Source organism: Spiribacter sp. SSL99 (genome assembly GCF_009805925.1).
GTDB classification, from domain to species: Bacteria; Pseudomonadota; Gammaproteobacteria; order Nitrococcales; family Nitrococcaceae; genus Spiribacter; species Spiribacter roseus.
Window position 1 is genome coordinate 108,232 of sequence record NZ_MAOM01000016.1, and the last position, 14,226, is coordinate 122,457.

14 protein-coding genes are annotated in these 14,226 nt (G+C 69.9%); 6 read left to right on the top strand and 8 right to left on the bottom strand.

All coding sequences use genetic code 11. The features are described from left to right. Position 1: 1 nt before the first annotated feature. The 5 genes from xerC to BA899_RS05335 are packed head-to-tail and all read right to left on the bottom strand — an operon-like array spanning position 2 to position 3,834. On the bottom strand, positions 2–934 hold the full coding sequence (xerC, locus tag BA899_RS05315; protein WP_159299982.1) for a tyrosine recombinase XerC: 933 nt from the start codon (positions 932–934) through the stop codon (positions 2–4). 2 nt (positions 935–936) lie between these two features. Next, positions 937–1,638, bottom strand: coding sequence for a DUF484 family protein (locus BA899_RS05320; protein ID WP_144346884.1), 702 nt, complete (start codon positions 1,636–1,638; stop codon positions 937–939). Beyond that, positions 1,635–2,474, bottom strand: a complete 840-nt coding sequence (gene dapF / locus BA899_RS05325) for a diaminopimelate epimerase (protein WP_159299983.1) — start codon at positions 2,472–2,474, stop codon at positions 1,635–1,637. Before dapF ends, BA899_RS05320 begins: the two co-directional genes overlap by 4 nt. After that, positions 2,471–3,712: a diaminopimelate decarboxylase gene (lysA, locus tag BA899_RS05330; RefSeq protein ID WP_235013305.1), complete on the bottom strand. Its 1,242-nt coding sequence runs from the start codon at positions 3,710–3,712 to the stop codon at positions 2,471–2,473. The genes dapF and lysA overlap by 4 nt, the downstream gene beginning before the upstream one ends. Then, positions 3,709–3,834: a lipoprotein gene (locus BA899_RS05335; protein ID WP_159300036.1), complete on the bottom strand. Its 126-nt coding sequence runs from the start codon at positions 3,832–3,834 to the stop codon at positions 3,709–3,711. The genes lysA and BA899_RS05335 overlap by 4 nt, the downstream gene beginning before the upstream one ends. A gap of 48 nt (positions 3,835–3,882) precedes the next feature. Between BA899_RS05335 and BA899_RS05340 the strand changes: the two genes are divergently transcribed. Then, positions 3,883–4,554, top strand: a complete 672-nt coding sequence (locus tag BA899_RS05340) for an alpha/beta hydrolase (RefSeq protein ID WP_159299984.1) — start codon at positions 3,883–3,885, stop codon at positions 4,552–4,554. On the opposite strand, the gene argH is transcribed toward BA899_RS05340, so the two are convergent. Then, positions 4,551–5,954, bottom strand: coding sequence for an argininosuccinate lyase (gene argH, locus BA899_RS05345; RefSeq protein WP_144346888.1), 1,404 nt, complete (start codon positions 5,952–5,954; stop codon positions 4,551–4,553). The genes BA899_RS05340 and argH overlap by 4 nt on opposite strands. A gap of 151 nt (positions 5,955–6,105) precedes the next feature. On the opposite strand from argH, the gene BA899_RS05350 reads away from it, so the two are divergent. The 5 genes from BA899_RS05350 to BA899_RS05370 all read left to right on the top strand — a co-directional run bounded on the left by BA899_RS05350 (position 6,106) and on the right by BA899_RS05370 (position 10,961). Continuing rightward, a complete protein-coding gene (locus BA899_RS05350; RefSeq protein WP_159299985.1) occupies positions 6,106–6,846 on the top strand; it encodes a LytTR family DNA-binding domain-containing protein in 741 nt (246 codons plus the stop codon). A gap of 81 nt (positions 6,847–6,927) precedes the next feature. After that, positions 6,928–7,851, top strand: a complete 924-nt coding sequence (gene hemC / locus BA899_RS05355) for a hydroxymethylbilane synthase (protein ID WP_200833068.1) — start codon at positions 6,928–6,930, stop codon at positions 7,849–7,851. After that, complete coding sequence (locus BA899_RS05360; RefSeq protein ID WP_159299986.1) at positions 7,848–8,657, top strand: uroporphyrinogen-III synthase; 810 nt, start codon at positions 7,848–7,850, stop codon at positions 8,655–8,657. The genes hemC and BA899_RS05360 overlap by 4 nt, the downstream gene beginning before the upstream one ends. Beyond that, complete coding sequence (locus BA899_RS05365) at positions 8,602–9,747, top strand: uroporphyrinogen-III C-methyltransferase (RefSeq protein WP_159299987.1); 1,146 nt, start codon at positions 8,602–8,604, stop codon at positions 9,745–9,747. The genes BA899_RS05360 and BA899_RS05365 overlap by 56 nt, the downstream gene beginning before the upstream one ends. Next, entirely contained in the window at positions 9,744–10,961 is a 1,218-nt protein-coding gene (locus BA899_RS05370) for a heme biosynthesis HemY N-terminal domain-containing protein (protein WP_110882228.1), read from the top strand. Before BA899_RS05365 ends, BA899_RS05370 begins: the two co-directional genes overlap by 4 nt. Here the strand turns inward: BA899_RS05370 and BA899_RS05375 are convergent. Together BA899_RS05375 and BA899_RS05380 are read right to left on the bottom strand one after the other, a co-directional pair. Next, on the bottom strand, positions 10,958–11,935 hold the full coding sequence (locus BA899_RS05375; protein ID WP_159299988.1) for a quinone oxidoreductase: 978 nt from the start codon (positions 11,933–11,935) through the stop codon (positions 10,958–10,960). The two genes, BA899_RS05370 and BA899_RS05375, sit on opposite strands and share 4 nt — an antisense overlap. After that, on the bottom strand, positions 11,932–14,223 hold the full coding sequence (locus BA899_RS05380; RefSeq protein ID WP_159299989.1) for an NADP-dependent malic enzyme: 2,292 nt from the start codon (positions 14,221–14,223) through the stop codon (positions 11,932–11,934). Before BA899_RS05380 ends, BA899_RS05375 begins: the two co-directional genes overlap by 4 nt. Positions 14,224–14,226 lie beyond the last annotated feature (3 nt).

Consider the following 14,226-nt stretch of genomic DNA (forward strand, 5'->3'; position numbering starts at 1 on the left):
GTTATTTTCGTCGCGCCCGTGGATGGGCCCGGTCATAGACCTCGGCCAGGTGCTGGAAGTCGAGGTGGGTGTAGATCTGCGTGGTGCCGATGTCGGCGTGCCCGAGCAGCTCCTGGACGGCGCGCAGGTCGCCGCTGGACTCGAGCAGATGGGTGGCGAAGGCATGCCGCAGCATGTGCGGATGCACCGGCCGGTCCAGGCCCTGCCGGCGCGCCCGGTCGTTGAGTCGGGTCTGAATGGCGCGGTGCGACAGCCGCCGGCCGCGGCGACTGACGAACAGCCCGGTCTCTTCGGCATCGGCCAGGGTATGACGCACCGCCACCCAGTCGGCGATCGCCTCGCGGGCCTTGCGGCCCACCGGCACGATCCGGGTCCGCGCGCCCTTGCCCACCACCCGCAGTTCGCGGGGCCGGGGGCCGGTATCATCGAGGTTGAGGGCCGCCACCTCGGCCAGCCGCAGGCCGGCCCCGTAGATCAGTTCGAACAGCGCCCGGTCGCGGCGTTGCAGCGGATCCGCGGCCTGCCCGGCGGCCTGATCGGCGGCGGCCGGTGGGTCGAGCAGCTGGGCGGTGGTGTCGACATCGAGGGTTGCCGGCAGGCTGCGTGCCGCCCGCGGTGCCTGGATGTCGGCCGCGGGATCGGTGTCCACGCGCCCTTCGCGCTGGAGATAACGGAACAGCCCGCGCACAGCGGAGAGCTGGCGCTGCAGGGATCGTGGCGACAGGCCGCCGCGGTGGTCGCGGCTGATCCATGCCCGGACGTGATGGCTGCGCACGGCTTCCCAGGTCTCGACGTCGGCCTGCTCGAGGTAGGTCGCCAGCCCGCTCAGGTCACGGCCATAGTGCTGACGGGTCAGGGCGGCCAGGCGGCGTTCGTCGCGCAGATGGGCCTGGAAACCTTCAATGTCCGCCCACAGCCGTGCGCCGTCGGCCACCGTCAGTCCCCGGCGCTGGCCCGGCGCAGGACCCGGGCGGCCAGCGCGCCGAGCTGACCGAGAAATACCGTGCCCTGCTCGGCGTGATAGCGATGCGGGTCGCGACTGCCAATGGCGATGAAGCCGCGGATGGGCGGCTCGTCCATGGGGATGACCGCCACCGAGCCGAGCCCGTCGGTCTGGGGGTCAAAGATCAGTGCCAGGTGTTCCGCATCGAGGCCGCCCAGCACCGGCTGATTGCCGGGGAAGGCCGCCTCCAGCTGCAGCGCCCGGGCATCATCCGTGCCGATGATGGGGGCGCTGGCGGTGGCCAGGCTGTCATCGATCAGCAGGACCTGGACCACATCCGCCCTGAAGTCGTGGCGCAGTCCGTCGCGGATCGCCAGCAGCACGCCATCGAGGTCATCCGCGGCGAGCAGCTCAAGGGTGAAGCGGTGGATCTGCTCGACCAGCCGGTCGTTGTCGCGGGCCACCTGCAGCAGCTGGTCGAGGCGCTCGGCGAGGGCGTGGTTTTCTTCGCGCAGGATCGAGACCTGATATTCGATCAACGAGCGGGCGGCACCGCTTTCGTGGGGGACGTCGAGGGCTTTGAGCACCTCGGGGTGGCGTCGCAGCAGACCCGGGTCGGCGCGCAGGTAATCGAGCACCTGTGCCTCGTCGATGGGCTGCGCCGGCATCGCTGATTCACCCGTCTGACCGCTCATATCGCTCCTGTCGTCAGTCTGCCCTCGAACACATGCTGCGCCGGCCCGGTCATCCAGACCGGGTGACCCTCGCCGCGCCAGTGTATCACCAGCTCGCCGCCGGTCAGTGCAAGTCGGACCGTGGGGTCGAACCAGTCGTTGAGAATACCGGCCACCACCGCGGCACAGGCGCCGGTGCCGCAGGCCGGCGTCTCGCCCACGCCCCGTTCGACCACCCGCAGCTGTCCGCTGCCGCGGTCGTCGACCGCCAGAAAACCCGCGTTGACGTGGTTGGGGAAGCGCGGATGCGACACCAGCTGCGGGCCCAGGGTGGCCACCGGGGCCGTCTGGACGTCGTCAACCCGCAGCACCACGTGGGGGTTGCCCATGGACACCGCCGCCACCGAAAGGGTCTCACCCGCGACGGCCAGCGGGTAGCGGGCCTGGCGGCCGGGGGCGTCGAACGGGATGGCGGCCGGCTCGAGGATCGGCGCCCCCATATCGACCCGAACCCGATCGGCGTCGACCGCTTCCACCCGGGTCAGGCCGGCGTTGGTCTCCAGGCACAGGGCGTCGGCGTCGTGCAGCCCCTGGTCGCGCAGAAAGCGCGCCATGCAGCGCACGCCGTTGCCGCAGTGCTCCACCTCGGTGCCGTCGGCGTTCCAGATCCGGTAGCGGAAGTCGGCATCCGGACGGCGGGCGGCTGCGGCCATCAGTACCTGGTCGCAGCCAACGCCGTAGCGCCGGTCGGCAATGCGGCGGATCCATTCCGGTGTGGGCTGGATGGACTGACGGATGGCATCGAACACGACAAAGTCATTGCCGAGCCCCTGCAGCTTGGAAAAGGCCAGGCTCACGGCGACTCCAGCAGGTGCTCGCCCTGCCACAGCGCTTCGAGGGGCTCGCGTTCGCGGATCAGGTGCGCCTGGTCGCCGTCCACCAGCACTTCGGCCGGACGCGGCCGGGCGTTGTACTGCGAGGCCATGACGAAGCCGTAGGCGCCGGTGGCATGAATGGCCAGCAGCGTGCCCGGGCGCAGCGCCAGGGAGCGCTCGCTGCCGAGGGTGTCGGCGCTTTCGCAGACCGGCCCGACGATGTCGTAGAGGCGCGGATCGGTATCCACCGGCTCGGCGGTCTCGATGCGCTGCCAGGCGTTGTAGAGCGACGGGCGCAGCAGGTCGGTCATCGCCGCATCGACAATCGCGAAGTCGCGGTGGCCGGGCTTGAGGTATTCCACCCGGGTCAGGAGCAGACCCGCTTCGCCCACCAGCGCCCGGCCCGGTTCCATGAGCAGTTTCTGGCGCCGCCCGGCGAGCAGCGGGCCGAGGCGCTCGGCCAGCGCGGCGGGGGTCGGCGGCGTTTCGTCCTCGTAGCGGATGCCCAGACCGCCGCCGATATCCAGATGCGCCAGCGGGATGCCGTCGGCTTCCAGCCGGTCCACCAGGGCCAGGCTGCGCGACAGGGCATCCACCAGCGGTTCGAGCTCGGTGAGCTGCGAGCCGATGTGGAAATCCATCCCGGTCACCGCAATGCCCGGCAACGATGCGGCATGGTGATAGAGCCCTTCGGCGGCCTGGATGTCGATGCCGAACTTGTTTTCCTTGAGCCCCGTGGAGATGTAGGGATGGGTGCGGGCGTCGACATCGGGGTTGACCCGCAGCGACACCGGCGCGCGCTGCCCGCTGCGCACGGCGACCGCGTTGATCCGCTCGAGCTCGGCGGCGGATTCGATGTTGAACGCCAGAATGCCCGCCGCCAGCGCCTGCTCGATCTCGGCCTCGGTCTTGCCCACGCCCGAGAACACCACCCGCGCGGGATCGCCGCCGGCGCGCAGGACCCGCGCCAGCTCGCCGCCCGAGACGATGTCAAAACCGCTGCCAAGCCGCGCCAGCAGCTGCAGGATCGCCAGGCTGCCGTTGGCCTTCACGGCGTAGCAGATCTGATGATCAAAACCGGCAAAGGCCTGGTCATAGGCCCGCCAGGCCGACTCGATGGCGGCGCGTGAATAGACGTAGAGCGGCGTCCCGAAGCGCTCGGCGAGCGCCGGGGTGGGGCAGTCCTCGACGGCCAGGGTGGCGTCCGGGCGATGGATCACGATGCGGTCTCCGCGTCGGAGGCGGTGTCGGCCTCGGGCAGGTAGAGATCGCCCTTGACCCCGCAGCCGGTGAGCAGGATTAGCGTGATCAGGGCCAGACAAGGCAGGATACGTAGCGACATGCAGACTCGGGGTTTCATGTGGAACACCAGTATAGGGGGACACAGGCAATGGCGGAACAGCCGTTGGAGACCGTGGAAACAGCCGGCCCGGCGCCGGAATGCAGTGTCATCTGGCTGCACGGGCTGGGTGCCAGCGGCCATGACTTCGAGCCCATCGTCCCACAGCTGGGACTGCCGTCACCGGAGCTCGTGCGGTTCGTGTTTCCGCACGCGCCATCCCAGCCCGTGACGCTGAACGGCGGGCTGTCGATGCCGGCCTGGTACGACATCTACGGCCTGTCCGCGGGCACGCCGCAGGATGAGCCGGGTCTGGACGCCGCCGCCGGCTGGATCGAGGCCCTGATCCAGCGCGAAATCGCCCGCGGGATCCCACCCCAGCGTCTGGTGCTGGCCGGGTTCTCGCAGGGCGGTGCGCTGGCGCTGCATACCGGCCTGCGCTATGCCGAGGGCCTCGCGGGCATCATGGGGCTGTCCACCTATCTGCCGCTGGCCGATCACCTGGGTCAGGCCCGCGCCGCCGCCAACCGCGATACCCCGATCTTTCTGGCCCACGGCCATCACGACCCGGTGCTGGCGTATCGGCTGGGCACGGATTCGCGGGACGCCCTCGAGGCGCTGGGGTATCCCGTGGAGTGGCGCGACTACCCCATGGAGCACCAGGTCTGCATGGAAGAGATTGCCGACATCGGCGCCTGGCTGCGCCGGGTGCTGGCCCTCTAGCGGTCGCTGTCCTGGCCGAGCCGCCGGCGCGCGGCGGCCACCTGCCGGCGGACCTGCGCCGGGGCGGTCCCGCCGGTGTGATCGCGGGCCGCCAGCGAGCCCTCCAGGGTCAGCACGCCAAAGACATCCTCGCCGATGGCCGTTGAAAAGCCCTGCAGTTCGGCCAGCGACAGATCCGCCAGATCGCGGCCCTCGGCCACGCCATAGGCCACTGCCCTGCCGACGATTTCGTGGGCGTCGCGAAAGGCCACGCCCTGGCGCACCAGGTAGTCGGCCAGGTCGGTGGCCGTCGCGAAGCCTTCGCGGGCCGCCGCCCGGGTGCGCCCGCGATTGACCGTCAGCGCCGGCACCATGTCGGCAAACGCCCGTAGGCTGTCACGCAGCGCATCGGCGGCATCAAACAGCGGTTCCTTGTCTTCCTGGTTGTCGCGGTTGTAGGCAAGCGGCTGGCCCTTCATCAGGGTCAGCAGGGTGTGCAGGGCGCCCTGCACCCGGGCGCTCTTGCCGCGCACCAGTTCGGCCACATCGGGGTTCTTTTTCTGCGGCATGATCGAGCTGCCGGTGCAGAAGCGGTCGGGCAGATCGATGAAGCCGGTCAGCGGTGATGCCCAGATCACCAGCTCCTCGGCCATGCGCGACAGGTGGGTCATGGTCAGCGCCGCCGCCGAGACGAATTCAATGGCGAAGTCGCGATCCGAGACGGCATCCAGGGAATTGCGGGTGGGCGCATCAAAGCCGAGCGCCGCACAGGTCTGGTCGCGATCGATGGGAAAGGTCGTCCCCGCGAGCGCCGCCGAGCCCAGCGGCATTTCGTTGGCACGCCGCCGGACGTCGTGGAGCCGTGACTCGTCGCGCACCAGCATTTCGTACCAGGCCAGCATGTGATGGCCAAAGCTCACCGGCTGGGCCACCTGCAGATGGGTGAAGCCGGGCATGACGGTGTCCGCCTCGCGTTCGGCCAGATCCACCAGTCCCGCCTGAAAACGCCGCAGCAGGGCAAGGTTGCCGTCGATGACCGTGCGCAGCCAGAGGCGGATGTCGGTGGCGATCTGATCGTTGCGCGAGCGCCCGGTATGCAGCCGCTTGCCCGCCTCACCGATGCGGTCGGTGAGACGCGCCTCGATGTTCATGTGGACATCCTCGAGGGCCGGATCCCAGGGGAACCCGCCGGCCTCGATCTCGGCCTCGATGGCCTGTAACCCGGCGTCGATGGCCGCGCCGTCGTCCGCACTGATGATCCCGCAGTCCGCGAGCATTCTGGCGTGGGCGCGGGAGCCGCGGATGTCCTCGCGGTAGAGGCGTCGATCGTAGTGTTCGGAGGCGCTGAAGGCCGCCACGAAGGCGTCGGTCGCTTCGCTGAAACGACCACTCCAGAGACCCTTGGCGTCTGACTCGCTCATTGCCATCCATTCCTCTCGGCTGAGCGCGGCAGTATAGCAGCCGACCGGCCGCCTGCGCCGGATGCCCGGTCTGTGAACCGGTTGGCGAACGCCGCGGGCGCGGTTTTCCATGCTCGAGCCTCCACTTGATGAGCGCCCGGGAGGAACCGACATGATGAAGATTGTGATTGCCTGCGAGCAGCCCGCCCTGCGCGAGCGTCTGGCGCGACTCGCCGCCAACCGTTCGGGCTGGCGGATTGGCGGGGTTTTCGAGACCCCGGCGGACGCCCCGCCCAGTCACCGCCGTGACCCGGTGGATGCGGTGGTGCTGGGGGTGCGCGATGCCCGGCATCTGGCCGCGGCGGTGGCGCTGGCCAATGCCACGCCGGCCCCGGCGATCCTGCTGGCCTGCGAGATGACCGACCTCATCCTCCCGCAGCTTGAGGCCAGCGGAATCGACTACGTCCTGGACAGCGTCCAGCCGGCGCGTTTCGGGGCCGCCCTCGAGGCCGCCCGTCCCCTGAGCGCCGGCCAGATCGTCCGCCTCCAGGCCCCGGGCGCCGGTGACGAGCGCCGGCATATCCTCTGCCGCCGGCGCAACGGCCTGAGCCTGATTCCGGTGGATGACGTGCGCTGCTTTGTGGCCGATCACAAGTACGTCAGCGTGCAGCACGACGCCGGTGAGGATCTGATCGAAGAGTCGCTGTGCGGTCTCGAGGCGGAGTTCGGGCAACGCTTTCTGCGGGTGCACCGCAGTGCCCTGGTGGCCCGGGACGCCCTGCGGGGGCTGGAGAAGGACGTCGAGGGTCGCACCCTCGCCCGGGTGGAGGGTAGCGACGAGACCCTGCCGGTCAGCCGGCGCCGCCTGCCCACGGTCCGGCGCTGGATGCGGGGCGCGGCGGCGCCGGGGTGATGCTTTGCGTGGGGGCGATCAGGCGGTATCGTTGCGCATTATCGCAACTGACCGCCCGGCTCGCCCCGGGTCCACGCATTCATGTCCATCACCCATCTGCGCATCGCCACCCGTCGTAGTCCACTGGCCATCTGGCAGGCCGAGCACGTGGCTGAGCGCCTGCGGGCCCGTCATCCGGGGCTCGAGGTCGAGCTGGTCCGCTTGTCCACCCGCGGCGACGAAATCACCGATCGGCCGCTGATGGCGGTGGGCGGCAAGGCCCTGTTCGTCAAGGCGCTCGAGGAGGGCATGCTGGCGGGCAAGGCCGACATCGCCGTGCATTCCATGAAAGACATCCCCGCGGAGGTCCCGGATGAATTCCGGGTGCCGGTGATCCTCGCCCGTGATGACCCCTTCGACGCCTTTGTCTCGCGCCACTACGGTGCCCTTGGTGAACTGCCCACCGGCGGCTGCGTGGGCACGGCAAGCCTGCGCCGCGAGTGTCAGATCCGCGCCCGACGCCCGGACCTGACGGTGACGTCGCTGCGCGGCAACGTCCAGACCCGGCTCGGCAAGCTCGATGCCGGCGAATTCGATGCCATCGTGCTGGCCGCCTCCGGCCTGCGGCGACTGGGCATGGCCGATCAGATCACCCGGGCGATGCCCGCCGAGGAAAGCCTGCCGGCGGTGGGTCAGGGGGCGCTGGCCATTGAGTGCCGCGCTGACGATCCCGAGGTGGAGGCGTTGATCCGCGATCTCGACGACCCGGACAGCCACGACCGGGTGGCGGCGGAGCGCGCGGTCAATGCCCGGCTGGAGGGCAGCTGCCATGTCCCGCTGGCCGCCTATGCGGTGCTGGAGGCCGACGACCTGTGGCTGCGCGCCCTGGTGGCCAGCCGCGATGGCCGCCAGGTGCTGCGTGCCGAGGGCCGCGCGCCCCGCCACGGGGCCGAGGCCCTGGGCAATACGGTTGCCGGGGACCTGCTCGCGCAGGGGGCCGGCGAGATCCTCGCCGATATTCAGTGACCACCGCAGACGCCCTGGCCGGCCGCCGGATCCTGGTGACCCGGCCCGAGGGCCAGGCCGACGGGCTGATCCACTGCCTTGAGGCCGCCGGCGCCGCGGTCCTGCACCGCCCCACCCTGCAGATCGTTGCCCTCGCGCCGGCGCTGCCGGCCATCCCCCGTGTGGACTGGCTCGTGTTCACCAGTCCCAACGCCGTGTGGCATGGCGTCGGCCGGCTGCCGACGGAGCGGCGCGGAGACGCCCGCGTGGCCGCCGTCGGCCCGGGTACCGCCACCGCCGCGCGGCGCCAGGGGCTGGCGGTCAATGCCGCGCCCCAGTCGGGTGGTGGCGCGGATGACCTGTTGGCTGAAGCGGCGTTCGATGCCGGCGCCGGTGCCCGGGTGCTGATCATTCGTGGCGAAGGCGGACGCCGCCGTCTGCCGGAGGCGCTGCGCGAGCGCGGCGCCACGGTGGACGAGTGGGTGGTCTACCGGCGCGAGGTGCCGGACGGTGGACTGGCCATTCCCCGGGAGTGGCAGGCCCGGCCGCTTGACTGCACAATTGTGACAAGCACCAGTGGCCTGTCGGGCCTGCTCGGCATGGCGGGGTCAGGCGCGCTAGAGTGGTTGCAGAAAAGCCGACTGGTCACCGTGAGCGAGCGCATCGCGATGGCCGCCGTCCGCGCGGGATGGGATGCCCCCGGCATTGCCGCTGGCGCGGACGATCAGGCAATTACACGGGCGGTGTGTGCCGCGCTGCAGAGAGAGAGCGATGAGCAAGACAGACAAGGACGCACAGAAGGCCCTCGAGACGACCCCGGGCGATGACGGCCCGGCGCCGGATGATGCCTCGACGGCGGCCCCGGCCGAACCCGCGGCACCGGCGACGGGGCGCGGGCCCGGTCGGCTTGCGTTGGTCGTGGCCCTGCTGGTCGCGCTGCTCGTGGCGGCGGCCGGGGGGTATCTCATCTGGCAGATGCAGCAGCTTGCCGACGCTCAGGCCGACCTCGCCGCCCGCAGCGAACTCGAGACCCTGCGCGACGATCAGCAGACCGCCCTGGGCGAGCTCAACGGCCGCGTCACCAACCTCAACGAACAGCTCGAATCGCGCCTGCAGTCGCTGGCCCAGCTCGAAAACCGCATGGCCGATCAGGTCAGCGCCCGCCGCGAACTGGCCGACCGGGTGGATCAGCTCTACCGCCGGATGAACTCCGAGACCGATGACTGGCGCATTGCCGAGGCCGGCTATCTGGCCCGTATGGCCGTGCATCGCGTGCGCTTCAACGGCGATATCGCCGGTGCCCTCGAGGCGCTGGAGGCCGCCGATGTCCTGCTCTCCGGCCTGGGCGGCGTGGGCATCGACCGGCGTGAGGCGATTGGCCGTGCCGTCGATCAGCTGCTGGACGTCGAGCGGATCGATCAGGTGGCCATCAACCGCGGGCTCGACCGGGTGGCGGATCAGCTCGGCTCGCTGCCACTGGCCGCCGGTATCCAGCGCTTCGAGACCGCCGACACCACCGCCGGGGCGCGGAGCGATGCGCCGGCGGGGGGCTGGCAGGCACGCCTGGATCGTGCCGGCGACCGGCTCATGACGGGGCTCAGCGAGCTGGTCACCGTCAGCCGCGACCGCCAGGTCGAGCCGCTGCCCGAGCCGGAGTCCCGGTTCCTGCTGCAGCAGAACCTGCGCCTGCAGATCGAGTCGGCGCGACTGGCGGCCCTGCGGGGCGAGCCCGCCACCTATGACAACGCCCTCAAGCGCATCGACGACTGGGTGAGCGCCTACTTTGATTCCAGCGCCGAGTCGGTGAGCGCGGTCCGCGAGCGCCTCGCGGATCTGATGGACGAGCCCGTAAAGGTTGAGCGGCCCGCCATCGGCGAGACCCTCGCCCCCGTGCTCAATGACGGTGGCCAGTCATGATCCGCCGGCTCATCCTTCTGGTCCTGCTGCTGCTGGCCAGCGTGTCGGCGGCGCAGTGGTTCGCCAACGAAGGCGGCTTTCTGATGCTCCGGGTGGGCGAATGGACCATCCAGACCAGCCTGTTCGTGGCGGTGCTCGCCTTCATTGCCCTGTGGGCGGCGGTGACTCTGGCGGTGGGGCTGCTGCGGCGGACGCTCCGGGCCCCCGGTCAGGTGCGCGAGCGGCTCGCCAGCCGGCGCACGCACCGGGCCCAGCGCGAGCTGATCGATGGACTGATCGAGCTGGCCGAAGGGCGCTATGCCCAGGCCGAGCGCCATCTCGAGGGCACCAGTGGTTTTTCGCAGCAGCCGCTCATGCACCATCTGCTCGCGGCGATCGCCGCCCAGCGCCGTGGCGAGTGGCAGCGCCGGGACGACCTGCTGGTGGCGGCCGATTCGGCCAATCCACGGGCACGGCTGGCGGTGGGCCTGCTGCAGGCCCAGCTACAGGTCGATGCCGAGCAGTGGGAACAGGCCCTGGCAACACTGGGCTGGCTGCGCGAGAAAGCGCCCCGCAACCACCGCGTGCTCATGCTGCAGGCACGCGCCATGCGCGCGGTAGAGGACTTTGCCGGATTGATGGATCTGCTGCCGGACCTGCGCCGTGAGCAGTCCCTGCCCAGTGCCGAGCTCACCGCCATCGAACAGCGGGCCCTGGACGAGCGGATCAATGCCCTGGGCGCCTCGGCCAATGCCGACAGCCTGGGGCGCATCTGGAAGTCGCTGCCCAAGAGCCGGCGCCGCGATCCGGTCCTGCAGGCCCGCTACGCGCGGGCGCTGATCGACGCCGACTGCCCGGTCACCGCCGAGCGCCAGCTGCGCCGCTGGCTGCGCCAGCGCTGGGAGCCGATGCTGGTGGAAGTCTACGGCGAGCTGCCCCTGCCCGCCGAGCGGGTCTACAACCGCCTCACCGGATGGCTCAACGAGCGCCCCGACGATCCGGCGCTGCTCTATGCGGCGGCCCGTCAGGCGGCCCGCGCGAAAGACTGGGGACCGGCCCGGCGGCACCTTGAGGCGGCCGTCGCCCGCGATGACAATCCGACCACGGCGCGGCTGCTTGCCGAGCTCTACGAGCGCCTCGGCGAGCATGACCGCGCCCGCCAGGCCTATCGCCAGGCCCTAGGCCTGGACCCGATCGGCAACAGCCTGCCGCGGATGGACGCCCCGAGCGATTAGGCCCGCAGGATGATCGAGCCGCTGCTCCGGCGCGATTCCAGGCGCTGATGGGCCGCACCCGCCTCGGCCAGCGGCCATTCGCTGTCGATGTGGATCTGCAGGTCGCCGGCGACGACGCGGGCGAACAGGGCGTCGGCCGCCGCCTGCAGTTCGGCCGGGGTGCCGATGTAGTCGAACAGCGACGGCCGGGTCAGAAACAGCGATCCCCCCGCCGCCAGCTGGCCCACCTCGATGGCGGGCGGTGCGCCGGATGACTGGCCAAAGCTGACCAGCAATCCCCGCTTGGCGAGACAGGCCAGGGATGCCGTCAGGGTATCCGCACCCACCGAGTCATAGACCACCTGCACGCCCTCGCCGCCGGTGAGGGCCTGGACCCGTTCGCTGACCGACTCGTCGCGGTAGAGCACCGGATGGTGGCAGCCATGGGCGCGGGCCTGCTCGGCCTTCTCCGCGCTGCCCACGGTGCCGATCACGGTGGCCCCGAGGTGATGGGCCCACTGACAGAGCAGCAGCCCGACACCGCCCGCCGCGGCGTGGATCAGGACCCGATCCCCCGGTCCCACGGCGTGGACCCGTTCGAGCAGCATGTGCGCGGTCATGCCCTTGAGCATCATGGCCGCGGCCCGCTCGCTGGTGATGGCCGCCGGCAGTGCCACCACCCGATCGGCGCTGATCACCCGTTCGCGGGCATAGGCCCCTGGCGGACCACCGACATAGGCCACGCGCTGGCCGGGTGTCAGCGTGTCGACGCCGTCGCCCACGGCCAGCACCTCGCCGGCGGCTTCCAGCCCCGGCGTAAAGGGCATCTGCGCGGGCCGGTAGAGCCCGGTGCGGAAGTAGACATCGATGTAGTTGACGCCGATATGGGTCTGGCGGATGAGGACCTCGCCGGGACCGGGCGTGATAGCGGCGGTCTCGGCAAGCCGTAGCTCGTCGGGGCCGCCGAAGGATTCAATGCGGATGGCCTGGTTCATGCCGGACTCCCGTCTTTGCCGCCCTCGATACCGGCTTCGACGCCGGCCAGGGCCGTGAGGTTGACGACGCCCCGCACCGTCACCGACGGCGTGAGGATGTGGGCTGGCTTGGCCATGCCCAGCACGATGGGACCGATCGACACGGCGTCGGTGACGGTCTTGAGCAGATTGAAGGCGATATTGGCCGCATCCAGCGTGGGCATGATCAGCAGGTTGGCCTCGCCCTCGAGCCGCGAGTTGGGAAAGATGCGTCGGCGGATTTCCTCATTGAGGGCGGCATCGCCATGCATCTCGCCCTCGACCTCCAGTGAAGGATCGCGGAGCTGGACCTGATGGAGGGCCTCGCGCATCTTGGCGGCCTCGGCATCGTCCGAGGTGCCGAAGTTGCTGTGCGAGAGCATCGCCACCTTGGGCACCATGCCGAAGCGCCGGATCTCATCGGCGGCGAGGGTGGTCATCTCCGCGAGCTGATCGGCGCTGGGGTGGTGATTGACGTAGGTGTCACACAGAAACAGCGTGCCCTTGGGGGTGATGATGGCGTTCATCGCCGCCAGATTGGCCACCCCTTCGCGCCGGCCGATGACCTCGGTGACATAGTCGAGCTGGCGGTGGTACTTGCCCACCGCGCCCGAGAGCATGGCGTCGGCCTCGCCCCGGTGCACCATCAGCGAGGCGATCACGGTGTTGCGCGTGCGCACGATCTGGCGGGCCCGGTCGGGGGTGACGCCGCGCCGCTCCATGAGCGAGTGATAGAGCTGCCAGTAGGCCTTGAAGCGCGGATCGTCCTCGGGGTCCACCAGCTCGAAGTCGTCATCGACGGCGAGCCGCAGGCCCAGGCGCTGGATGCGCATTTTGACCACCCGGCGGCGGCCGATGACGATGGGCTTCGCCAGACCATCGTCCACCACCAGCTGCACCGCCTGGAGGATGCGCTCGTCCTCGCCGTCGCCGTACGCCACCCGGCGCGGGTTCTGACTGGCGCGCTCGAAGATCGGCTTCATGAGCAGGCCCGACTGGAAGACATAGTTCGACAGCCGGCGGCGGTAGGCGGCGAAATCCTCGATGGGTCGGGTGGCCACCCCGCTTTCCATGGCGGCGCGGGCCACTTCGGGGGCGATGCGCGTGATCAGGCGCGGATCGAAGGGCTTGGGGATCAGGTATTCGGGGCCGAACGACAGCGGTCTGCCGCCATACGCCGCGCGCACCACATCCGAGGATTCCATGGTGGCCAGATCCGCGATGGCGCGCACGCAGGCCTTTTTCATTTCGTCGTTGATGGTGGTCGCGCCCACGTCCAGCGCGCCGCGGAAGATGAACGGAAAGCACAGGACGTTGTTGACCTGATTGGGGTAATCCGAGCGCCCGGTGGAGATGATGGCGTCGGGCCGGGCGTCGAGGGCGTCCTCGGGCAGAATCTCGGGGGTGGGGTTGGCCAGCGCCATGATCATGGGCTTGTCCGCCATGCGCTTGACCATCGCCGGCGTCAGCACGCCCGGGGCGGACAGCCCCAGAAAGATATCCGCGCCATCGATGGCCTCGCCCAGGGTGCGGGCGTCGGTGTCGCTGGCGTAGACCCCCTTGCGCGCATCCATGTACTCGGTCCGGCCCTTGTAGATCACGCCCTGCCGGTCGGTGGCGATGACGTTGGCCGGGTTGAGGCCCATCGACACCAGCAGATCCAGGCAGGCCACCGCCGAGGCCCCGGCGCCGGAAGTCACCAGCTTGATGTCCTCGAAGCGCTTGCCCACCAGGCGCAGGCCGTTATAGATGGCGGCGGCGGCGGTAATGGCCGTGCCGTGCTGGTCGTCGTGGAAGACCGGGATGTTCATGCGCTCGCGCAGCTGGGCCTCGACTTCGAAGCACTCCGGCGCCTTGATGTCTTCGAGGTTGATGGCGCCGAAGGTCGGCTCGAGCCGGGCGATGGTCTCCACCAGCTGACCGGCGTCGGTTTCGTCGATTTCGATGTCGAAGACGTCGATGCCGGCGAACTTCTTGAACAGGACGCCCTTGCCCTCCATGACCGGTTTGGAGGCGAGGGGGCCGATCGCCCCCAGCCCCAGCACCGCCGTGCCGTTGGTGATGACGCCCACTAGGTTGCCGCGGGCGGTGACATTGGCGGCTTCGCGCTCGTTCTCGACAATCGCCTCGCAGGCGGCGGCCACGCCCGGGCTGTAGGCCAGGGCCAGATCGCGCTGGTTGGCCAGCGGCTTGGTGGGGGAGACCGTGATTTTCCCCGGCGTCGGGTTGCGATGGTAGTCGAGCGCGTTCTGTTTAAAGTCCTCAGCCATGGC